This window comes from Mycobacterium sp. (assembly GCF_002863225.1).
GTDB lineage: Bacteria > Actinomycetota > Actinomycetes > Mycobacteriales > Mycobacteriaceae > Mycobacterium.
This window is the reverse complement of sequence record NZ_PKEK01000027.1, coordinates 17,557-37,815: the sequence shown is the minus strand read 5'-3', so window position 1 is coordinate 37,815 and position 20,259 is coordinate 17,557. Positions and strand designations below refer to the sequence as shown.

Annotated in this window: 21 protein-coding genes; 14 read left to right on the top strand and 7 right to left on the bottom strand. The window is 64.8% G+C overall.

Translation table 11 applies throughout. The features are described 5' to 3' along the window. Window positions 1-1,269: 1,269 nt before the first annotated feature. Window positions 1,270-2,241: a ParA family protein gene (locus CYU59_RS07155; RefSeq protein ID WP_292980939.1), complete on the top strand. Its 972-nt coding sequence runs from the start codon at window positions 1,270-1,272 to the stop codon at window positions 2,239-2,241. Then, on the top strand, window positions 2,238-2,876 hold the full coding sequence (locus CYU59_RS07150; protein WP_292980936.1) for a hypothetical protein: 639 nt from the start codon (window positions 2,238-2,240) through the stop codon (window positions 2,874-2,876). The genes CYU59_RS07155 and CYU59_RS07150 overlap by 4 nt, the downstream gene beginning before the upstream one ends. A 27-nt stretch (window positions 2,877-2,903) precedes the next feature. Here the strand turns inward: CYU59_RS07150 and CYU59_RS07145 are convergent, their stop codons facing one another. Continuing rightward, window positions 2,904-3,383 carry a hypothetical protein gene (locus CYU59_RS07145; RefSeq protein WP_292980933.1) on the bottom strand — a complete coding sequence of 160 codons (480 nt, stop codon included), beginning with the start codon at window positions 3,381-3,383 and terminating at the stop codon, window positions 2,904-2,906. A gap of 156 nt (window positions 3,384-3,539) precedes the next feature. On the opposite strand from CYU59_RS07145, the gene CYU59_RS07140 reads away from it, so the two are divergent. After that, window positions 3,540-3,824, top strand: coding sequence for a hypothetical protein (locus CYU59_RS07140; RefSeq protein ID WP_292980930.1), 285 nt, complete (start codon window positions 3,540-3,542; stop codon window positions 3,822-3,824). A 65-nt stretch (window positions 3,825-3,889) separates the two neighbouring features. Here the strand turns inward: CYU59_RS07140 and CYU59_RS07135 are convergent, their stop codons facing one another. The 3 genes from CYU59_RS07135 to CYU59_RS07125 form a co-directional block, all read right to left on the bottom strand. After that, the gene (locus CYU59_RS07135) at window positions 3,890-4,882 is read right to left on the bottom strand and encodes an IS481 family transposase (protein WP_292980928.1); all 993 of its coding nucleotides are present in this window, start codon (window positions 4,880-4,882) and stop codon (window positions 3,890-3,892) included. A 135-nt stretch (window positions 4,883-5,017) separates the two neighbouring features. Next, window positions 5,018-6,904 (bottom strand): hypothetical protein, encoded by a 1,887-nt coding sequence (locus tag CYU59_RS07130; protein ID WP_292980925.1) that lies wholly within the window; start codon window positions 6,902-6,904, stop codon window positions 5,018-5,020. A gap of 2 nt (window positions 6,905-6,906) precedes the next feature. Beyond that, entirely contained in the window at window positions 6,907-7,488 is a 582-nt protein-coding gene (locus CYU59_RS07125; protein ID WP_292980922.1) for a hypothetical protein, read from the bottom strand. A 560-nt stretch (window positions 7,489-8,048) separates the two neighbouring features. Between CYU59_RS07125 and CYU59_RS07120 the strand changes: the two genes are divergently transcribed. The 9 genes from CYU59_RS07120 to CYU59_RS07080 all read left to right on the top strand — a co-directional run bounded on the left by CYU59_RS07120 (window position 8,049) and on the right by CYU59_RS07080 (window position 14,854). Further along, window positions 8,049-9,638 carry a DUF4226 domain-containing protein gene (locus CYU59_RS07120; RefSeq protein ID WP_292980920.1) on the top strand — a complete coding sequence of 530 codons (1,590 nt, stop codon included), beginning with the start codon at window positions 8,049-8,051 and terminating at the stop codon, window positions 9,636-9,638. A 40-nt stretch (window positions 9,639-9,678) separates the two neighbouring features. Further along, complete coding sequence (locus tag CYU59_RS07115; protein ID WP_292980918.1) at window positions 9,679-9,990, top strand: type VII secretion target; 312 nt, start codon at window positions 9,679-9,681, stop codon at window positions 9,988-9,990. 4 nt (window positions 9,991-9,994) lie between these two features. Continuing rightward, window positions 9,995-10,294, top strand: a complete 300-nt coding sequence (locus tag CYU59_RS07110) for a DUF2694 domain-containing protein (RefSeq protein ID WP_292980916.1) — start codon at window positions 9,995-9,997, stop codon at window positions 10,292-10,294. Between the two features lie 34 nt (window positions 10,295-10,328). Continuing rightward, complete coding sequence (locus CYU59_RS07105; RefSeq protein ID WP_292980913.1) at window positions 10,329-12,086, top strand: hypothetical protein; 1,758 nt, start codon at window positions 10,329-10,331, stop codon at window positions 12,084-12,086. Next, window positions 12,083-12,469: a YbaB/EbfC family nucleoid-associated protein gene (locus CYU59_RS07100; RefSeq protein ID WP_292980911.1), complete on the top strand. Its 387-nt coding sequence runs from the start codon at window positions 12,083-12,085 to the stop codon at window positions 12,467-12,469. Before CYU59_RS07105 ends, CYU59_RS07100 begins: the two co-directional genes overlap by 4 nt. A gap of 102 nt (window positions 12,470-12,571) precedes the next feature. Then, window positions 12,572-13,228 carry a hypothetical protein gene (locus tag CYU59_RS07095; protein WP_292980909.1) on the top strand — a complete coding sequence of 219 codons (657 nt, stop codon included), beginning with the start codon at window positions 12,572-12,574 and terminating at the stop codon, window positions 13,226-13,228. 248 nt (window positions 13,229-13,476) lie between these two features. Beyond that, a complete protein-coding gene (locus tag CYU59_RS07090; protein ID WP_292980906.1) occupies window positions 13,477-13,959 on the top strand; it encodes a hypothetical protein in 483 nt (160 codons plus the stop codon). 2 nt (window positions 13,960-13,961) lie between these two features. Further along, the gene (locus CYU59_RS07085) at window positions 13,962-14,300 is read left to right on the top strand and encodes a hypothetical protein (protein ID WP_292980903.1); all 339 of its coding nucleotides are present in this window, start codon (window positions 13,962-13,964) and stop codon (window positions 14,298-14,300) included. 266 nt (window positions 14,301-14,566) lie between these two features. Continuing rightward, window positions 14,567-14,854 carry a hypothetical protein gene (locus CYU59_RS07080; RefSeq protein WP_292980900.1) on the top strand — a complete coding sequence of 96 codons (288 nt, stop codon included), beginning with the start codon at window positions 14,567-14,569 and terminating at the stop codon, window positions 14,852-14,854. 13 nt (window positions 14,855-14,867) lie between these two features. Here the strand turns inward: CYU59_RS07080 and CYU59_RS07075 are convergent, their stop codons facing one another. Together CYU59_RS07075 and CYU59_RS07070 are read right to left on the bottom strand one after the other, a co-directional pair. Continuing rightward, on the bottom strand, window positions 14,868-15,275 hold the full coding sequence (locus CYU59_RS07075) for a hypothetical protein (RefSeq protein ID WP_292980897.1): 408 nt from the start codon (window positions 15,273-15,275) through the stop codon (window positions 14,868-14,870). A 731-nt stretch (window positions 15,276-16,006) separates the two neighbouring features. Then, entirely contained in the window at window positions 16,007-16,291 is a 285-nt protein-coding gene (locus CYU59_RS07070; RefSeq protein WP_292980894.1) for a hypothetical protein, read from the bottom strand. A gap of 37 nt (window positions 16,292-16,328) precedes the next feature. Between CYU59_RS07070 and CYU59_RS07065 the strand changes: the two genes are divergently transcribed. Continuing rightward, window positions 16,329-17,312, top strand: coding sequence for a hypothetical protein (locus CYU59_RS07065; protein WP_292980892.1), 984 nt, complete (start codon window positions 16,329-16,331; stop codon window positions 17,310-17,312). Between the two features lie 589 nt (window positions 17,313-17,901). On the opposite strand, the gene CYU59_RS07060 is transcribed toward CYU59_RS07065, so the two are convergent. Beyond that, the gene (locus CYU59_RS07060) at window positions 17,902-18,144 is read right to left on the bottom strand and encodes a hypothetical protein (protein WP_292980890.1); all 243 of its coding nucleotides are present in this window, start codon (window positions 18,142-18,144) and stop codon (window positions 17,902-17,904) included. A 524-nt stretch (window positions 18,145-18,668) separates the two neighbouring features. Between CYU59_RS07060 and eccB the strand changes: the two genes are divergently transcribed. Then, window positions 18,669-20,162 carry a type VII secretion protein EccB gene (gene eccB, locus CYU59_RS07055; protein WP_292980888.1) on the top strand — a complete coding sequence of 498 codons (1,494 nt, stop codon included), beginning with the start codon at window positions 18,669-18,671 and terminating at the stop codon, window positions 20,160-20,162. The last annotated feature ends 97 nt before the right edge of the window (window positions 20,163-20,259 follow it).

The window sequence follows — 20,259 nt, the reverse complement described above, 5'->3', positions numbered from 1 at the left end:
GTGCAGGCCCGAACAAACTGCGGGCACCACCAAGCGCACGACCAGCCTCAGCTACCAGCTCATCGAGCGACATACCGCGCAGTATCACCGACCACAGCCCGCCACGGCTATCACCACCACCAATTTCGGGACGCGAAGGGCTAGAGAGGCTCCGTATGCGCCTCAGCGGCACGCGGTGCGACGCCACACCCTTGTTCGAGGCCAGCATTTCGTCACTGTGACGCCTGGATGTTTGCAGGCACCGGCGTGTGGGTGTGTGCAGGCATCGCGGCGGCGGACGGCATCGTGGCGTCACCGTGCAGTCGCGGTCTAGGGCTGACCCCGAACACGATCTGTGAGCAGGTACGTGCCCGAGCCCCATGGATGTCACTGCGCACAGCATGGCCGTAGGCGGTAGGCAAACTATGGCTCGCGACGGTACCCGGCACACAGACTGGAGGGCGTTCCGCACCGTAGATGCGCCCACTCGCTCGAACCTTGCGTGGGATCGTCACGGTCGCAGTGGTGTGCGGCGCTGCATCAATGGGGCTTCGAGTCGTGAGCAGGGCTCGTGGTTGTGCGACACGCGGGGCTTCGTAGCAGGGCGACACGCCGATGGCGAGAATAGATTTGCGCACTAGTTTGTACGGGACCGCGCCCACAACCTCGGCGCGGGTGTGTCGCGAGGTTGTTTGCTGCCAGTGTTCGAGGTGGGTGCCGTGGCTGCGGCGCGGATGGGCGCGTAGGCGGGCCACCAGGTTTGGTAGCAGGCGGGCGGCCTGGTAGCGGTCCAGGCGGTGTGAACAACCCGGGCTCAGGTATCGGGTCAGGTATTGCGGTCGGTATAGGGCGTGGTCGTTCAAAAGGTTGTTTCCGCTGCTCGAAACGGCGCAGGTGTTGCGGCGCTGGCTGCTATTGGAGGGCGCATTCGGGCTGAAAGGTGTGGCGTGGCACGACGCCGTATGGGCCAGTGCACCCTGCACGAGGTATTGCGGCAGGCAGGCACAGATACCTAGGGGGCAGTGTGCGGAATGGCGGTTCCAGAGATAGCGCGTCGTGCGTAGTGCGGTAGGCGTCTCTGTGCGTGGTTTGCTGTGGCCGCGCGGACGTACTGCGATATTGGATGGCGAGTCAGAGCGCTTACTTGCGTGCTTGCGCGCGGCCGGGTGCGGCGCGGGATTAACGCCACTAGACTCCGTGGACCATGAGAGATGATGTTCCGTCGAGCAGCGCCAGCCGCTGTGTTGCGGGCGTCCAAGGCGCGGTAGATGCGCCGGACAGGGCGTGGTCATGACCGAGAGTGTAGCTACTTTTAGTGAGCCGGCCGTGCACATCGACTGGGCAAGGCTGGGGAATGTTTACGTTGTCGGAAACGGCAAAGGCGGCGTTGGAAAGACGACAACTAGCGTGCACCTGGGGGCGTTGGCTGCCTCTGATGGCGTCCGGACACTGATCGTCGACCTCAACGGCCAGGGCAACTGCGCCCAGCTGTTGGGCTACGCAGACAGTGAGCGAGACGACAAGGGTAAGAACCTGTTCGCCGCTGTCACTGCTGGCGCTACGTTAGAGCCTGCACGTGAGATCCGACCTTGCCTGGACGTGGCCACTGGCGGCCCCTACGTCCGTCGTATTGGCTCGGTTCTTGCCGCCGAGATGTCGACGAAGGCAGACGCCGATCGTGTTCACCTATCCCTGGCAAGCTGCCTCCAACAGGTGGCGCGGGCGTATCAACTCATCATCATCGATACGCCGCCAGAAAACCCTCTCCTGTCGAATCTCGCCCTGTGCGCCGGCCGTTTCGTCGTCGTCCCGATGCGCACCGATGCGTACTCCCGTAAGGGGCTGCGCGAGTATGCGTCCGATATTCGCCGTATGCGGGAACACAATCCTTACTTGATGCTGCTGGCGGTCTTTGTCTTTGCATCCGGTACGGCGGCGAAGAAGATCCGCCGAGAGACTGCCAAGAACGTCTCCGACGATCTGGGTCAAAGCGGTGAATTTCTTCTGGACAGCTTCATCAGGCACGCAGAGTCTGTTGCGAATGAGATGGTGAAGTACGGTCTTCTCGCCTACGAGCTAGAACAAGAAATCGGCAATAACCCGAAGTTCTGGGAGCTGCGTAAGGGAGACACGAAGAACACGACCACGGTCAGCGAGACTTCCCGGCTGGTAGCCGAAGACTTCGCCAAGTTGGCGACTGAGATCTTGACGCGCGCGGCGGCGCGGCGAGCAACGATGATTGAAAGAGGAGAGTGGCCATGAGCAATCTTCGCGAGCAGAGCATGCCGAACGAAGACTTGTCCGACCTAGGGGCGCCGGCCAAGCGGGGGAGTGGTCTCGCTGATCTTGTCGGCGCCACCGCGGCGCCCGGCGACGTCGAGACCGCGCCGCACGGCCAGCCCGGGGTCGTCCCAGCCGACGAGGCGGCGCCAGAATATGCGACTGAGGTGGCGCCGGCCGCCGCGAGCGTACTACCGGAGCGACGCGTCAGTCGGCGACCCGGGCGGCCCCGCACGCGGACCAAACCAGTGTCGGCTGTGTACGTAAGTAGCGGTGTTAAGCAAAGATTCGAGGCATACCGCCACAAGCAGAAGGCGACGAACCTGCAGGTGGTGCTTGCGGCGATCAGCAGCATGCATGACGAGCTCGCCGACGTCATCAGGGAATCGACCGTCAACACTGCGCCGGTGAATCCTCTGTTCCCTGCAGATCCGTCAGCGGTTCGCTACCTCGGCGGTGGAAGCGTCCAGATCGGCTTTAGCGCAACACCGGCCCAGGAAGAGGTTCTTGACCGACTGGGCGCCGAACTGGGCTTCGATACACGCAGTACGTGGATTGCTCCAGTCCTGAACGCGTTCCTGCCTGGGCGTAAGGACGCGGCGCCCGACCGGGGCTGAAGCGCCGTTGACGCTCATTCCCGGGAGTTAGCTGCTCGGCGCGATGCCCGCCACATTGTCTGGGGTCATGTAGAGGCTGAGCGCCTGTCGGTATTTGTCGGTGGCCGCGGCCTGTAGGGCTGCCGAGGCGGCGAGGTCGTCGTGTGCGGCCATCAGCAGCAGATTGCTTTCGGTGGCGTTCGATAGGCGGGCCCGTAGTTCAGCGTTTTCGGCCTCCAGCCGCGCGATGCGCTCGCGGTCGTTCTCGGTGGCAGGTGGGGCGCCTGGGCCGGGGTGTGGGGGCGCGAGCGGGGAGTTGAGTGCGTCGCTGTAGACAAACCAGCGAAGATTGCCCGGACCCGGCCTCGCCCAGCCGGGCGTCGTACCTGACGCCAGGGCTTTCAACAGGGTGCGGCGGTCAATTCCTAGTCGCTCGGCGGCTTCCTTCAGCGATACGTATGGGCGGTCAGGCTCTGCTTCGGCGGGTACGCCGTGCGGCGGGTGCTTCCACCCGGCTGCGCCTGACATAGATCCGACCTCCACAGCCGCGGATGCTCAAAGTGACTAAAATGACTAGTCAAACTGTACATCCCCGTCGCGACACGGCCCGTTATATTGGCTATATAGGCATCCTGTTTATACACTTTAGGCATTCAGTCACAGCTGTGATCGAAGGATGGAGCGATGACTACGTTCGCCGATGTGCAGGCACCGATCGACGAGGAAGCACTGCGCCGAAAGAAACGGCAGGGTACTGAGACTCGCAAGATGGTCGCGCGCCTGCAGGTGCGGTACGACCCGGCCAAGCTGCAGGCCCTTGAGGCTGTTGCCGGCAAGAACCTGCACAGCCTCATCCGCGACTACGGCGACCTTCTTACCGAATTGCTTCCCGTCGCCGATGAGCGTGGCGTCGATCCGATCGACTTGATGCGCGAGGTGTCAGCCGCCGTACTGGCCAAGACGGCATAAGGCGTACTCGCGCCGCTGCTGGGGCACCCTTGGGGCCCTCGCCTGATCGGCAGTGCCGGGCAGTGCTAGCTGTACTGCCCAGGCAGGTTGGTCAACCGCGTGATGGGCGGGACCTTGCCGATCGCGGAGTGTTGCCGGTGGTGATTGTAGGTGTGTAACCAGGCAGGTAGGGCTGATCGTCGTGTGCGTTCATTGGGGTAGTGGCGCGCAAAGGCCCATTCGCTGGCCATAGTGCGGTGAAATCGCTCTATCTTGCCGTTAGTTTGTGGTCGGTAGGGTCGGGTCCGTTTCGGTTGGATCTGCAGTTCAGCGCAGGTATTTCGCCAAGCGTGCGATCGGTAACATCCGCCGTTGTCGGACAAGACACGTTCAACGTTCACGCCGCGAGTCCCAAACCAGCCCACTGCCCGGCGCAGGACCTCGACTGCTGTGTCGGTTTTTTCGTTGTCGTGGATCTCGGCGTAGGCCACCCGCGAATGGTCGTCGATCACGGTGTGTACGAATGCGTGGCCGAGGTTGGGATCGTAGGAGCGACTGCGTGTGAGCCCCTCGGTGGTGCGTCGGTTCTTGCTCCCCTGAGCGCGTCCCACGAACCGCCAGCCCCCACCGTCGGGAATGTTGCCCAGCTTTTTGACGTCGACGTGTATCAGCGCGCCAGGGTGATCATGTTCGTAGCGTCGTATCGGTTCCCCGGTACGAATATCGATGTGCGACAACCGGTTCAGTCGACACCGGACCAAGACTGCATGCACGGTCGATGCGGGCATCGACAGCCGTGAGGCAATCGCCAATGGTGACAGCCGGTGTTTCCACCGCAGATGCACGATTTTGCGTACGACGACCTGCCCGGTGCGATGAGGGCTGCGGTGGGGCCGGCTGGATCGATCGACCATCCCGTCCTGGCCCATCGCGGCATAGCGTGAGGCCCACCGTTTGGCGGTCGGCCAGGACACATGAAAGTGTTCGGCGGCCCGAGCGATCGGCCAACCCTCCTCGACGACACGGCGCGCGAGTAACAAGCGCCCGCGAGGAGTCAAAACAGCATTAGCGTGGACCACGAAGGCCTCCTGATGTTGCGGGTGAAGTGGTAGCAGCTCCACTCCACGACAGGAGGCCTTCACCCATCAACGACCGCTACAGCGTGTCGTCACACTTCCTCAACCAACCACCCTGGGCAGTACAGCTAGCGCGCGTTAGGCGGCGGAGATAACGCGGGCGCCCAACATCTCGCTGAGCATCAACAGTTTGTCCGCTTCTTCGTCGCTGGGCGGTGGGCCAGTGGCCAGCACCGATGCCAGGTATTGAGCCTGGCGGGCAGCCGCGGCGGTCTTCGGCTGTCCGGCTGCCCGAACTTCTGCGGCATCAACGGTGGTCGGGCTGTGTTCGGCGTCGCGGATGGCCAGCCAGGTGTGCCACCTGACCCGCTGCTGTCGGTGGCGGGCGATGCGTTGGACGCGGTAGTCGTCGAGGTGGTGGGCGGCCGCGATGATGTCGAGGCTGGTTGAGCTGGGGGCCACCGCGCCACGGCTGCGGTGGATGAGGCCGGCGGTGGCCAGCGCTGCCAGGCTGGTGTAGCCGGTGCTGGTACTGACGTGGGCGGCCGCGCAGATGTCGCGCGGGTTGGTCAGCCCGCGGTGGACGATGAGTTCGTAGATGCGGCGGTGCTGGTGACCGAGGACTTTCCACGCGGAGTGCACGTCCTCGATCCGGGCGCTGGCCAGCGCGGTGTTGTCGACTGGTGCGGGGTTTTGGCGGGTGAGGGCGTAGACGTCGGCGTCGCGGCCTTGGGCGGCTCGGGCGCGCACGAGTGGAGCCCCAGGCCGATCGCGTACGGTGCGCAGGAAGTCCCAGACGGTCGTCTCGCACAGCAGCCCGGTGGCCAGCGACAATGATCGGCCTCCGACGCCTACCACGGGCACCCCGTTAATGATCTCGCCGCATCGAGCGGCGTGGATGGCCAGGGCTTGAAAGATTGCGGCGCCGATCCAGCGGTAGCGGTGCCCAGCGTATTCGGTGTCGAGCCAAGCGGTGGCGTTGGCCAGCCAGCTCCGCAGGAGCAGCGACCCCTGGGGTCCCCCCCGTGTGTGTAGTTCATGGTCTTGTGCGCGGACTGGTCGGAATTTGGGGCTGTGGGTGGCTGCCCAGGCTAAGGCTTTGGTGAAGTCGCGTTCGAGTGCTTTGTCGGCGTTGTGGCGGTACCGGGTGTAGGCGGCGGCAAGGCCGGGATGCCAGGGCCGTCCCGGGGCGGTTAATGCGCGGATGGTAGCCAGGCTGTGGCCGTGCAGCGCCGCGTGGACCAGCACGGATTGGCGGGCTTCGGAGTGGGTGCGCCATCTGCGGTTGGCGGGGAGCGCCCCTGTGGTGGCGTATTCGGTGATAGGCGGCGGGAGGGGTCCGGTGCGGGTGTAGGCGGTGTCGAGGCGGGCGTGGTCGCCGGCGCCGCGCAGCGTGGTGGCGGGGGAGGGGGCTGTCGGTGGGGCGGGCAGGCTGCCGAGCAGCATGTGCAAGCGCGGTAGCAGGCCAGGTTCGGAGCGGGTGGTCAAGGCGTCGATCGCGGCGGTCAGGGGGCCGTCGAGAACGCGGTGGCCCCCTTGGCGGCAAGCCGAGCCCGGTGCGGTGATGCAGCCGGTTTTGGGGTTGGTCATGGGTGTTTTGTCCAGGCTGGGCAGCCTGGCTTCGAGCAGCCGCATGAGGGGGAGGACTTCTGCGGCGGTGGCGGTGGTGCCGATCGCCAGGGGCACCAGGATGTGGCGGCCGCCGCTGGTGGACCGGTCGGTGACGGCCACGCCGCCGGCCTCGGTGATCCAGCTCAGGGCACGGCTGAAATCGGCGTCGACGGCGTCTTGGCCGTGGTGTTTGGTGTCGAAATCCAAAGCCAGCAGCGGGGTGCGGCCACGGTGGTAGAGCGCGACCGCGGCCGGGTGTTGAGGTAGGCGGCTGGTTAGGGGGCGGGCTCGGTCGAACTTGTTGGTCTCGGGGGTGCAGACCCGGATCGAGGGCCGGGCAGCGATGCGGTGCGCCAACGCTTTCCAGGTCGCCGCAGGGCTGGCGGGCGGTGGCGGGGTGACGGTGTCAGGCATGGTCAGCACGCCGCGTTCGACTGCGCGGACGCGGCGGCATCGTGGATGCGGCCACGGATGTCGAGGTAGACCCAGCGGTGCTGGCGCCACAACACGGCGCTGACCGATGTCGGTGTGCGGGCATCGACGAGGTAGCCCAGATCGAGGGCGGTCGGGATGTCGGTGTGCTCAATGAGGTCCACGCAGTTGCGGCAGGCCGCGATGCCATCGGCGGGGCTGCTGAACCGCCGGGGCGATTCAGCAGCGCGGCGGCGCCGAAAGAAGATGAGCGCCTGCTGGTAGGTGCAGGCCGGTGCCATTACCTCGCAGTGTCCGCTTGCACGGGCGGTGACCTGGGCGGCGATGGCCGTTGGCGCAGAGGTCAGCAGCGTGCCGACGCAGGTGCGCCGACCGGGAGGGCGGCCGTATTGGCGGTGAATCGCCCCTGAGCTGAGTGGCTCATCGTGCCCGCAGTCGCCGTTAAGATCCCATGTATCGGCAGCGGTGGGCGCGCGCCGAGCGGCGCCGGCCAAGATTCGGTCACGAAGCGCGTCGTTGCCGGACACGGCCAACGGGTATGCGCTATCGTGAAACGAGTCAGGCATGACACGTTCCCTTCGAGGAGCAAGGGGTGCAGACCCCGAACTGAGCTGTTACTCGGTTCGAACCTCAACGACACGGCCCCGTTGGCGCGGGGCCTTTGTCATGTCAGCGGCTTGGCGGCACCCAGTATTGAGATGTCTGAGCGTTCTGTGCGTGACGGCGAGGTGGAAGCACGTCCTCCTTTGGCAGCGGGCGGGTGGGCAGCAAGCAGATAGAGGCGGGGCCAATCGCGTTGCGGCGAACCGTATTTGACGCCCAAAGAGTTGCCTCATTGAGTCCACGCTGGACCGAAACGGCTTGCGCCAGAACCGGATTGCGTGGTGCGGCAGGTGGGGCCTGCGACGTCGGGCCAGTGTTGACCACGGTCCTCTTCCTGTGATGCTGCTGTTACTGTCGAGCAAAGTGTTACATCACAAACGCGGGTAGACCGCGCACATCGCGCGGCGTGTCTTAAAAGACAACCAAAGACGACACCGCGTGTGGACAAGCGCCGCAGAATTTTTCGCGCAATGTGCCCACCGCTGGTAGCGGGCCGGTGCCGGCGGGATTTATCGTCCCGAGCATGACTGGATGGACCGATGTCGCGGTGTCGAACTTGCTGGGCGGCGTGTCAGAAGTGCTCGGCACGCCGTTTCCGTCCGCGCCGCGAGGAGCAGGCCCGTTTTCCGAGGGGGAGCCGGCGATCACCGATCGCGGCCAACTGTCCGTCAACGATCGAGCCAAGCTGACCTACATGGGCATCGATCCTGACACCGCTCCGTTGGATCAGATCAATCATGCGCTCGAACGCGACGACCCGGCGTCTCCGCCGCCACCGCCTGCGCCGGACCCGCAGGCGCCGCAACCTCCGACATCCCCGGCCTCGGCGCCGCCGCCGGGGATGTCGGGCTCGGCGGTGGATGCGGCCAAGAAACTCGACGATGCTCTGGCGAAGAATCATTCAGCGATCAATGATGCCGACGATGAGTTGGCCGACGCGGTGTTGAAGGCGACCAGTTCCAGCGATGAGGGCCGCAAGCGTCTGCAGGGCTTGCAGCAGCAGATCATCGACGAGGTCAACAAACTGGACTCGACGCTGGACACCGCACCCGGCCAGCAGCAGCTAGCCCAATTCCTGCAAGACAAGACCGGCGACATCCTCGACGTGCTCAAAAACGGGAGCCTGGACGCCGACTCGCAGGCCAAGGTGCTCGACGGTCTGACGGCGCGGTATCAAGCTCTGCATGACGGCGGCAAGGGTTCCGGCGATGGTTCGTCTACTCCTGGTGGCACGCCGCAAGATCCCGGCGGCACAGCGGCACCGGGAGCGGCGGGCGTGCCCGGTGCATCGGCCGCCGATCCTGGAGACCCTGGTGGCGACGATTCCGGCCTTGCGGGCGGCTTGCCGTCTGACGCGATGCTGGGTGGGCTCGGAGAGCTCGGCCCGGCGATGGGTGCGCTGGGCGGGCTGCCCGCGGCGTTGGGCTCGGCGATTCCTGGGCTCGGGGGCGGCGGTGGGGGATTGGGCGATTTGGGCAGTGCGATCGGCAGTGCGTTGCGCGATCCCGGTCACGACTCCGCCGACGAGTCCTCCGATGAGCACTCCGACCCGCTCAAGGACCCCTCGGATTCCTCGTCGGGTAACAACGACAAGTCGCAGAACGGCGGCCAACAGGCAGGCAACCAGGGCGACAGCTCCGGCAACAACACTGGCGCGCAGAACGCCGGTGCCGGGAGCACCTCACCTCCGGTGGCTGCTGCGTCCGGGCAGGTCCCTGCCGCGTCCACTGCGGTGCAGTTGCCGGATAACTCGGTGCGCACCGCCGACAGCCCCGCGATGGCCCAGGCGGGGCGGGCTGTGCTGGGTGGTGGCGACATCGACGACGCCTACAGCGCGGCAGGTCTGCAATTGCCCCCGGTCGGATCTGCGGTGAGCGCACCGGTAAGCCCGTCGCGGCTGCAGTTCGGCGACATCGGCCAGTACTCCGATCACCGGGTCATGGCCTTGGGTAAAGACACCGTTTGGATCAACGGCCAGGTCACACCGATCGAGCAGCTCGAGACCGGGCCGAACTTCCTGGGCTGGACACACCCGACAGCCACCACATCATCCACCGTGACCGCGGCGGCTTCGCTGCCCGTGGCCCCGCCACCGGCACCGGCCGCAAGTTGACGAACCATCCAGATCGAACAAGGAGAGTAAAATTGTGGCGATGAGCGAGCAGACCTTGCAGGTCAGCCCCACAGACTTAATCAAATGGGCGCTGGCCCACGAGAAAGCCGCAGAAGGGTGTGCCACGGCGCGTGCCGATAATCAGCGCACGGTTGACGCCGCAGCATCCTGGGGGCCGATGTTCCATGAAGCCCGCCGCTCGACCATCAACGCCGTTAATGCGCGTGAGGTCACACTGCTTAGACAAGAGCAGCGGCACCGTGCGATGGCTGAGCAGCTGCGTAAAGGCGCCGCTGAGATGGAAGAAATGAACGCCCAGAACCGGGCTCAGCTGACGATTTCCACCGACTAGCGCCATGTCTGACGCGCCCCCAACCGACTTCGATACGGTGGTGTTCGAGGCCGCCAGCCGCGATGAGTCCATCGTGGTCGCGGTCGGCCGCAGTGGCAATTCGTTGGGTGTGGAGCTGCTGGCCGAGGCCATGGATCTTAGCGACGCCGAGCTGGCCAACCGGATCATCAAACTGAATACGTTGGCGCACTTGCGCTCTCAGCTTGCGTTGCGCGAGGAGTGGGAGTCCGCGAGGGTCTCGGTGTCTAGCTCGCTGGCCACCGCCGAGCAAGTCGCCAGCTTCGAAGCGCTGATCGACTTCTGATCACCGCAATCGGACGGCCAGGGAAGGCAACGACGTGGCAACGCTGCAGGTAGACATCGCCGGGCTGCACGCCGCGGCCGCGAGCCTGCGCGCTGCAGCCCAGGCGCTGGCCGATGTGAGCATCACGCCGATGGCGCATCCCCCGTTGGCCACCGATGAAACCTCCACCAGTGCAGCGGCACGACTTAGTGAACACGGCGCGGTGGTGATGTCGCGAGCCGCCGACGCGGCAGCGGTCCTCAACTCAGCAGCCGACGCCATTGTCAAAGCGGGCCAGTCTTATACAGCGATGAACACCGCGAACGCGGCGCTGGTCAGCTTGCAAGGAAGCCCCTCTACTGAGGTGGCCTCGCCCACTGCGGCGGTGACTGCTGATCGGACCGCCGCCCACGTTCCGATAGCGCCGCCCGTCACACGACCCGCCGAGATGACCGCGGCGATCATGGAAGCCGGGCAAGCCAGCGCCGGCGCCCCGTTCGTCTCGGGTTGCACGGCACTCGGCGAAGCGTTCGGTCAGGGCGGACGCTCGGCGCGCAACGCCGCCGGCGTGGTCAGCCAACACCTGCAGGGTTCGGCTGGCCCGACCATCAGTGCCGCACTCGACCGATACGCGGACTGGTCAGACTCGATGACGAAATACACCCACACGTTGGGCCAGATGGCCGGCGACCACAAAAATCGCTTCTCCCAGGCCCAGCAGGACACCCCGTCGACAACGGACTTCGCTAACCGGCATCGGGAATTGCAGAACGCAATCGCGGTCTACAACTCGCGGCCGACACCGGGTGCAGCACAGGCGGTGTCCAAGGCGCACCACAATGTGGATGCGCTGAACAACCGCACCCACATCGTGGCCACGACCTATCGGACTGGCGAGGATCCCGCGACGCCGCCGGGTCCGCCTCCGGTCGTGCCGATCGTCGAACCCGGTGCCGGGCAAGGCGATACACCGCAGTCGCCCGGGCAGGACGGATCGCAACCGGCTACGCAGCCTGGCAAGACCAAAGCGGCGGTCGGCTCCGATGATGACGGCGACGACGTCATCCCAAGCGACGGTAGCGACGACCTGAGCGCTGGCCTGGACCCGGTGAGCAGCCCGGCGAGCGCGGGAGGCATGCCCGGCATGGCGGAGTCGATGCCGGAAATGATGACCGGCCTGCTCGGGGGCATAGTTGGGATGGCGGCCTCGATCCCGGAGAAGCTGGGGCAAGAAGCCCAGCAGTTCGCGCAGCAAGCCACCCAGGCAGTCTCTGGGCTGACGTCGGGCCTTGCCGGCAAGGACAAACTCGACGACGACACCCACCCGGGCGAGTTGGCGGACTCGTTCGGCGGTGGGGGAGGCGGGGGCGGAGACGACGGCGTCGGTGCCACCGCCCCGGCCTCAGACGGCGGAATCGGCGACCTCAAACCGGCCGCGTCCGCGATGGGATCTGTTGAACCCAGCCCACCGCCCCTGGCCGGATTGAGCGGCAGCACGCCGAGCGCACCGACCGCCGCAGCAGCCGGTGTCGGCGGTGCCCCGATGTTCATGCCCCCAATGGGCGGCATGGGTGCCGGTGCAGGCGGGGGAGCGACCCGCGACATCAAAGACCCCAGCAAAACGATCGTCCCACCGACACGGCCGAACTCCGAAGCAGTCAAAGGCGAACGCCGCGACCCGACCCGCCACACAGCCACCGTGGATGCGGCAGGCCCGCAGACCGGCGAGCCCGCCAAGCGTCCGGTCACGATCAACTCACGCACCCGGCGCATCGAAAAGCCCGACAACGACGATAACGGAGGTGGCAAATGACGGTCTTCGAATACACCGGCTACCAGGCCGATAAAGACTTGACCGCCAGCGTCATCGCCCGCGTCGAACGGGTATCGGCCATGCTGTCCAAAGTTCTCGATGACATCGCCGCCGTCGATGTCGAGGCTAACGGCGGGGACGGGGACGTCGTGCTGTCGGTGAACTCCCAAGGCCAGCTGACCTCGCTATCCCTGGCCCAGGGCTGCACCAGCCGATACACATACTCCTCTCTGTCGGAGCTGATCAACACCACCATCGACGAAGCCGTCAACGCCGCCGCCGACGAAACCGCAAACGTGACCGGCACCGAAGACGAGGAAGCCCTCGACGACGCCGTCCAGGCATTCATCAATCCAGACAGCGACATCTGGACGGTGACCTAGAGGCGCGTGGCACTCCTCTCGGGTGGGCCAGGAGATTCGAAGCAATGTCAGCGGTGGGATCTAACATCTCGATGTAGTCGCGCGAACAGGAAGGAACGGCCAGTGATCCCGTCTTTCCAGCTTGATGACATCGTGTTTTCGGACACGTACGCGAGGTTCGCAGCGGACCTGCTCGCAGATGTTCGGCGGTCGTTACTCACGATTACGACCAGGCTGGATTGGAGCCTGCGTGACAACAGGCCGGGCAGCCCGTCCTATCGGCGGGCTGAGGTCCTCTCCGTTGACAAGCCGGCGCTAGTGGCCGCTGCCGCGTACGCGCAGTGGATTGGCGATCACGTGGCCTACGAGGTTGCGCAATGGCGCGATCACGATGTGCGGCGAGCCGAACTTGCCGTGTGCGACGAGCCCGACAAAGTTGCGCTGTACCGGCACGAACGGGACGACCTTGAACTCGTTTCGCCATCGTTCGAGCCGCCGATGTTCCCCGACGCGCTGCAAGCGATTCATCGCACGCGCGAGCTCGAGATGAGCGTCGCCGCAAAGCTTGAGCGTATCGAGGCTGACCGCCTTGCCGGCCGGTCTGACCTGGTTGAACAGGGTCTGGCCGATATGGGCGACCACGGTCATGCACGCCGACTCAACGGCATCAACGAAACGCTCAACGAAGCTCTAGCGGCCATGGGCCGCAACGAGACGAAAAAGAACGCCTGCCTTCGCGCACACGCTGAAGCGCTCACCGCCTGGGCACGAAATGCCTAGAAAGCTGTGAAGAAAGACGGGTTTTAGCGCCGATACAGTTTTATCGGTAGCCAGGCCGAGTTTCGCAGCGATACCCTTGGAATATGAATCCGCAGGCGCCCGTCTACCCTGCTGGCGTCCCATCCGCATGGGCGCCCAGCGCCCCCGCGGGCACAACTATCGTCCCCCCGCCTCCTGCCTATGCACCGCCTCAGCCGCCGCTGATTTCGCCGCCGGCTTCGCCAGCACCACGTCGTGCCTGGATTGCGGTGTGGACGACGTTCGCCATCGCCGTGCTACTCGCCGCTACCGCAACAGCACTTAGTGCCGCGAACCTGAAAAGCAGCGCCCCGACGACCACCACAGTCACCGCCGCACCGCCATCGCCAACCTTCAGTCCTGAGCAGATCGCCACAGCCAAAACCGATGTCTGTGACGCGAGCATCAACGCAGACAAGGCGATCGCGGCTGCGCAGCGCCACTTTTTCGACGCTGCGCGGGACCGGCACTCACCGGAATACCGCCCAGCGTTGAATAACTATCAGCTCGTCGCTTCCATCGAAACCGCTTATCTGGAAAGACATATCGGGGCCGCGGTGCCGCAAGACGTCAAAGACGCTACGAACAGCTACATCGCCGCGGAGATAGCACTCGTCGAGGCGAATACTCGGGAACTGTCCGACCAGGACGCGCAAACCTTTGTAGTCGCCGCAAGGGATTCCGGCGCGAAACTCGATAAGGTGTGTGAATAGCCGTGGACGCAACTAATTCTCTGCGCGTTGAGACTGACGCCACATCACTGGCGAACGCGCTCGCCACTGGTGCGGCAGCACAGTTCGCTGCCAAGCTGCCTGCAGAGGCTGGACACGGTGCCGCGCAATCCGTGGTCGACGTCGCGCAAGCGGAGTCGCTGTGGGCGCCGAGCATCGCCGCCGGCGCGGCCATCAGGGCCGACACTCTTGCAGCCGGCTCGTCCCTGGCCGCGCACGCCACCGCGGTGGCTAAGCAAAATGAGCAGGCATTGAGCGACACGGTGGCGACCAACGAGCAGAACGCCAAAGATCTCACCCCGCATCCGGTGGTCGAGACATGACAGCAGTCCTGCACCCGCCCCAGGCCGGGCACACGCACAGCACCTATCCGCCGCACTCGGTCGCGGCGGGACCAAGCCGTCTAGTCGTCGGGGCTGCGGCCGTAAGCCTGATCGCCTCGCTAGGGGCGGCGACCTTCGCTGGCATCAGTTGGGCAAGCACACATTCCGGCTCAGCCCCGACCTCTACAACAACCTCACCTAACGCAGGTGCAGTTGCGGCTGCGCGAGCCGAAGCGTGCCAGCGGTGGAGCAGGTCGGCGAACCTGATGGATAAAGCCAGCACCGCGGTCGCTCAGGCGCCGAAAAACTGGAATGCTCCCGAAACCCAGGAGGCGTTAGCTGATGAGGCGCGGGTAATCATGGTGGAAAGCGCATACCTTCGCCACAATCTTCCCGCTGAAACCCCGGCCGACGTTCGGGCGGGAATCGACGAATACCTGGGCGCCAGTCTCGATATGGAGAACGCAACTTCGCATCGCAAAGGCACGGACCGCGATGCCGCAATTGACCGGGCAAACGAGGCGGAGAGCAAAGTCGCCGCGGCGTGCCAATAAGGACGCAGGGGAGCTAGCAGTGGCAGGTGTGCCGACGGCCAGCATCGCTGGCAACATGGTCGTGACTCCCGATATGGTGCCGCCCAATCCAGCGTCCTATGACGAGGAAGCGAAATTCTTCAGCGCGCTGGCTGAGCACGCGGAGGACACCCAGCAGCAGTGGCAGGGCAGCAACAACACGCGCACAAAGTCCGCTCAATCGCCCGGCTTCGCCGCGGGCCACGAAGTAAACCGTCTGACCGCGGTCGACTTCGGCCGCCTCGCTGACGTATATCGCGACGCCGCAAGCTACTACTCGTCGGTCGCCGACGTGTACCGAACCGCGCACCGAGCCCAGCAGAGCGCGATCGACCACGCGAACGACGAACTGCGACAAGCGAAAACACCCGGGCAGCAGCAGATAATCGTCGCGCGCTGGCACATCCACGCGCGGAGCCTCACCAACAGTGCCATCGCCGAAGCCGAGCAGAAGTCCACCAAGTTTCGCGCCAACGCCGGGAGCAATATCACGGCCCTGGACTCACTAACAGGGGGCAGCGCACCACAAGCCCCCGCGCTACCCCAAAGCGGCGGAAACGGCATCGCCGTCCCCGCCGGAAAGCCTCATACCGATCTGTCTCAGGAATCTGAACCTGGCGAGGCGACCCCAGGCGATGGCTCAGGCACCGACGCCGCTGGCGCAGCGACATCCGCAGGCCGAGCCGGCGGTAAGGGTCCTTATCAACGCGGGCAAAGAGAGGGCACTGACGGCTTGCCTAACGGCGCACCTGACGAATCTGCGCTGCTGTCGGGACCGTATCCAGATGCTGGCCAGTCGCCGCTCAGCGGTAATCCTCTGCAATCTCTCGGCGGTTTCCCGGGTTCGCTGTCGTCGGGCGGCGGCGGGCTGGGCTCGCTGTCGTCGGGCGGTGGGCTTGGAAGTTTAGGATCGGGTGGCGGCCTTTCTGGGTTGACGTCCGGTGGGTTTCCGGGTGCGCAGACGGCTGGGCTTGGGGGTTTACCGAGTAGCGCTCCGGCGGCTGCTGCGGCTCCGCAGGCAGCGACGTCGGCTGGGGCGTTCTCGCAGGGCTTGTCGGCGGGATCGAATGCGGGGTCGGCGTTGAGTTCGCTTCCGCCGGCTACCGGTACCGGGTCAGCGACAGCGACCTCAAGTCAGGCGGTGGCTCCGGCGGCTGGTTTGGCGGATGGTGCTGCGCCCTCGGCGGGGCTTGGCGCGGCGGCGGCCACGCCGGGTGGAGTCAGTTCCGGGTCGGGCGCGGCGAGTTCGGCTGGTAGCGCTGGTGGTTCGGGCGCGCCGGGGGCAATGATGGTGCCGCCGCCGGGTATGGGCGCGCCGGCCGCGCCGGTTGCGGCGGGGTCCGCCGCAGGCGGTAGTCCGGGCGCTCCGGTGGTGCCGGCCGGGAATGCGGGCTCTTCGAGCGGCGGGGTGGGAAGCACTGGGGTGGGATCGTCAACGGCGGGGTCGAATGGCGCAATGTTGGTGCCCGCCAGTGTTGTTGCCGGTGGCAACGCGGGCGCGGGACAGCGTCAGCGGATGGACTCACCGGAGTTGACAGGCGCAAAAGCGTTGGCGCTCAAGCTGCGTCGCGATTGCGACGGCGCGAAATACCCCTGCATTGAGTGGGCGGTCGGGATTTTCCGTAGCGAGGTTGGCGGCGCCACCGAGTGCGTGGTGACCTCGAATGAAGGCTTCGGATACATCCCATGGGGAGTTTTCCTGCCCCGGTCAGCCCGGCTGTTGAGCGCAGATAAGTTGGTAGATAACGATTTTCGTGAGCAGTGGTTCGGCTGCAAAGATCCCGCCCAGGTGATGGCGGCGTATGCGAAGCAGCGGGCGCAGCGCGGCTCTCGTCTGGTGGCCCTGGCGATGACGAGCGACAGCCCGGAAAGCCGTGTCCCGGGGGCTGAGTACGGGATCTGCCCGCCACGCAATCTGAACGAGTTGTGCTGCGAGCCTGTCTTGGATGATATGCACGCCCATCGGCTCGAGGTTCTGTATCCGGATCTTTTCGCCCGTTTGCAGCGGATCACGTCCAACGCGGAGGAGACTCGCGCATTTGCGAGCCAGGCGTGTGTTCCCTTGGCGATGCAGATGATTGACGCCGTACACACGGCGGCGGATGTGCAGAGTCCTCCGGAGCTTCGCCAGATGTGGGATGTTTTGGGGACTGGGGACGTCATTTCTGATGACGACTGGCAGGCGTATTTGATGGCTTCGATGGTGTTCTACGTGAATGTCAGTGCTAGTCGGCTTCCGCTTGATGCCGGCGTTGCTGAACGCGAGCGGTATCGCGCGCAGTGGGTGGCGGCGCGGACTATGGAGTTTTTGCGCGGCTGGCAGCGGACGCCTCCGGATGTTGCGGACATGGTTTATGCGGCCGCGGTGGCTTATCCCGGTGATTTCGCTGTGAAGTTTGAGCCGCACCTGCGGGCTCCCGAGGCCGCTTTGGCGAGGTAGGTGGCCAGGTTTCGCCCTTTGCATGAGCGGGGTGGGGATTCGTCACCGTGACGGTTGGCGGCTGAGAGCTCCGCTTGGCCGTGGCTGAGTGTCCGTCGCGGTACGGGGTGAGTGATGGCACTGGGTTGTGCTGAGCGGCGTAGGCGGCGACGTCGAGTGTCCGTTCTCATTCAAACCGTGGCGTCCTCAACGAATCTGAGGCGGCGCAGATACCGGCACCGGGGCCGTAGCCAACGTCAAAGTTCACCGATGAGGCGCACGGCTTCCGCCATTGTTGGTTCGACGGTCTGAGTCAGGTATCGCGATGATAGGTCAGCCCACCTGTACGCTCCGTGGGCTGACGGGTGGGTCAATGAGCAGACCAGGATGCTGAGTGTGCCCATGCGGGCTTCATAGAGGTTGGGGGTGAATGTCCGGACTCTCGTCAGCGCACCGCTCGTCCAGCTCTGTACGCTTTTGCCCTACAGGACAAGGATTGTCGGTTCGAGAATCCTTAATGTTTCACGAAAGTACTTGTCGCAGTTGTCTCTCATCGTCCGCGTCGACCGGCCAGTAGTGCCCTCGCCAGCGAAGCACAACAGCCGATTCACTAGGGCGAAGCCGTCGAATATGTGGAATGGTTCGCCGTTCGTTGGGTGAACCATTCGCCGGCGTGGTCGGCACCCAGACCGTTGCCGAACAGCAACCGCAGCGCTGATGTTGTGCCGCGCATGTGCGGATTTCTTGCCCCGTGTGTGCCGTCGGCCTTAAAGCGCAGCTTGAGCCCGATCTCCATCGCCAGTTGATATCGCCCTTCTATCGTCATGGGGCCGCCGTAGCTCTCTTGGCCCACGACAACAACTCGGAGTGGCTTGTCCCCGAGCCTCAGATCGAAACGCCTTCCAACGTGGCTCATTGTGCCCTCGAAAAAACACATCACCCGGTCGTCGAGAACCGCGACACTGATCGAGGTGCGGACACACGAACTCGTTGCCGTGGAAGAACAGGTCGTCGGCGAATTTCTGGAGCCTGCGCCTCCGATCCTCGGTCGCCGCGAGGTCAACGTTGATCGGTCGCTTGGTGGTCTGCATGCTTCAGTATCAGCCGAGAAACGCCTGCTTTCGTCGCAACTGATGCCCCATATTCATCGAGAATGCCCCGGTTTGAATGAGAACGGACACCGAGGGCGGCGATCAGGGCGCGTTGGCGGAGCTGCTGCATCCGGACACCGACAGCGCCGTCCGGAGCGGTGGATACGCCCTGCTCCAGGGCGTATCGAATGGACCCCCCGCAGGTTCATCTACTTTATTACACGTTTTTTATCCAATTTGCACGCGCTGGTAGCGGGGGCGTAGCGGGTGACGGTAGCGTTCGGTTGTGCCATTGAAATTGGCGTCTAAGACGCAGGTCTCGGGTCATTTCTTTGTGCGTCGGCGGCTGGCGTTTGCGCTGCTGCGGCGCTCGGTCAGCATGGAGGTCAACCCTGTCCGGTGGCATCGGACGTTGCTGATGTTGTCGGCGGTGCTTGGTGTGGTCCTGATCGTGGGCGCTTTTGTCTATGGGTGGTTCCGGCCCGCCGGGGTGATTGGCGATACGTCGAAAATTGTGGCCGACCGAGCGTCGGGCGCGATCTATGTGGTCGTCGGGAAGCGGCTGTACCCGGCGCTGAACTTGGTGTCGGCGCAGCTGATTGCCGGTGAGCCGGATGCACCGACGTTCGTGTCGTCGGCGGAAATAGGGAAGTGGCCTAAGGGGCCTACCGTGGGCATCGAGGGCGCGCCGGTGGATGTGCCGAGTGTGTCGGCTCCGCAGATGACGCGCTGGTCGGTGTGCGATACCGCATCCAACACCATCGGCGGCTCTCCGGTGGTCACGGGGATCAACGGTGAGCTGACGTTGGGTGAACCGGCGGAAGAATTGGGCGGTGCTGAGGGGCTGTTGCTGTCGTACGGGCCGATGACGTACTTGGTGGCCAATGGGCACCGGATGGCTGTCGACATGGTCCATGCCGCTGTGACGGGGCCGCTGGGTATCACTGCGGGCACCTCGGCGACTCCGATGTCTCGCGCCTTGTTCGATGCCCTCCCTGCTGGCGGCCCATTGGTGGTGCCGCTGCTTCCGGGTGCTGGCACGCCCTCTGCGGTGGGGCTTGCGCCCGGGCTGCTCATTGGCGCGGTGGTCGCTAGCCGTGACGTCGCTGCGGGGTCTGATCGGTTTTACGTGGTGCTCGCTGACGGTATTCAGGAAGTATCGCCGGTGGTGGCTTCGATTCTGCGACAGAATGATTCGTACGGATTGGCAAATCCGCTGCAGTTGTCGCCGGATCAGCTGGCCCGCGTGCCGGTGCGGCATGTGATGGATGTGGACTACTACCCTCGCCTGCCTGTGAAGATCGTGGATGCGGCGAGTCGGCCGGTGACGTGTGTGGCCTGGCAGTGGAGTGTCAGTGAGCGTCAGGCCAGTTTGAGGGTTATTTCTGGTCGCGGCCTGCCGCTGCGCGCTGAGCAGCGGCCGAAGGTGGTCCCGCTGGTGGGTGGGGGCAACGGTGGGGTTCAGGCCAACGAGGTGCTGGTCGCTGATGACCCGTCCACGTTCGTCACGACCACTGGGCAGGCGCTGGATTCGCCTGCGCGCGAGACGATGTGGCTGATCAGCTCGACAGGATCACGCTATGGTGTGCCGTTTGACGACAACAGTGTGCAGGCGTTGGGTCTGGACATTTCCAAGGTGCGGCCCGCGCCGTGGTCGATGCTTCAGGTGTGGCCGGCGGGACCGGAGCTTTCGCGGACCGCCGCGCTGACTGTGCATAGCCCGTCTGATGATGTTGTGGCGGTTTTGCCGACTAAGGGCAAAGTCGCGGCCGGTAGCTAGAAGGGGATAGCAGGGTGTCAACGACTCGTTTCAATCCGCCCGCGCGGTTGAGTGCGCCGAAGGTCGACGGCGGTAAGGTTCCGGTGCGGGATTGCCC

Coding starts and splice junctions, on each gene's coding strand:
- CYU59_RS07155 (WP_292980939.1), top strand. CDS start 1,270: ATGACCGAGAGTGTAGCTACTTTTAGTGAGCCGGCCGTGCACATCGAC.
- CYU59_RS07150 (WP_292980936.1), top strand. CDS start 2,238: ATGAGCAATCTTCGCGAGCAGAGCATGCCGAACGAAGACTTGTCCGAC.
- CYU59_RS07145 (WP_292980933.1), bottom strand. CDS start 3,383: ATGTCAGGCGCAGCCGGGTGGAAGCACCCGCCGCACGGCGTACCCGCC.
- CYU59_RS07140 (WP_292980930.1), top strand. CDS start 3,540: ATGACTACGTTCGCCGATGTGCAGGCACCGATCGACGAGGAAGCACTG.
- CYU59_RS07130 (WP_292980925.1), bottom strand. CDS start 6,904: ATGCCTGACACCGTCACCCCGCCACCGCCCGCCAGCCCTGCGGCGACC.
- CYU59_RS07125 (WP_292980922.1), bottom strand. CDS start 7,488: ATGCCTGACTCGTTTCACGATAGCGCATACCCGTTGGCCGTGTCCGGC.
- CYU59_RS07120 (WP_292980920.1), top strand. CDS start 8,049: ATGACTGGATGGACCGATGTCGCGGTGTCGAACTTGCTGGGCGGCGTG.
- CYU59_RS07115 (WP_292980918.1), top strand. CDS start 9,679: ATGAGCGAGCAGACCTTGCAGGTCAGCCCCACAGACTTAATCAAATGG.
- CYU59_RS07110 (WP_292980916.1), top strand. CDS start 9,995: ATGTCTGACGCGCCCCCAACCGACTTCGATACGGTGGTGTTCGAGGCC.
- CYU59_RS07100 (WP_292980911.1), top strand. CDS start 12,083: ATGACGGTCTTCGAATACACCGGCTACCAGGCCGATAAAGACTTGACC.
- CYU59_RS07080 (WP_292980900.1), top strand. CDS start 14,567: ATGGATAAAGCCAGCACCGCGGTCGCTCAGGCGCCGAAAAACTGGAAT.
- CYU59_RS07065 (WP_292980892.1), top strand. CDS start 16,329: ATGTTGGTGCCCGCCAGTGTTGTTGCCGGTGGCAACGCGGGCGCGGGA.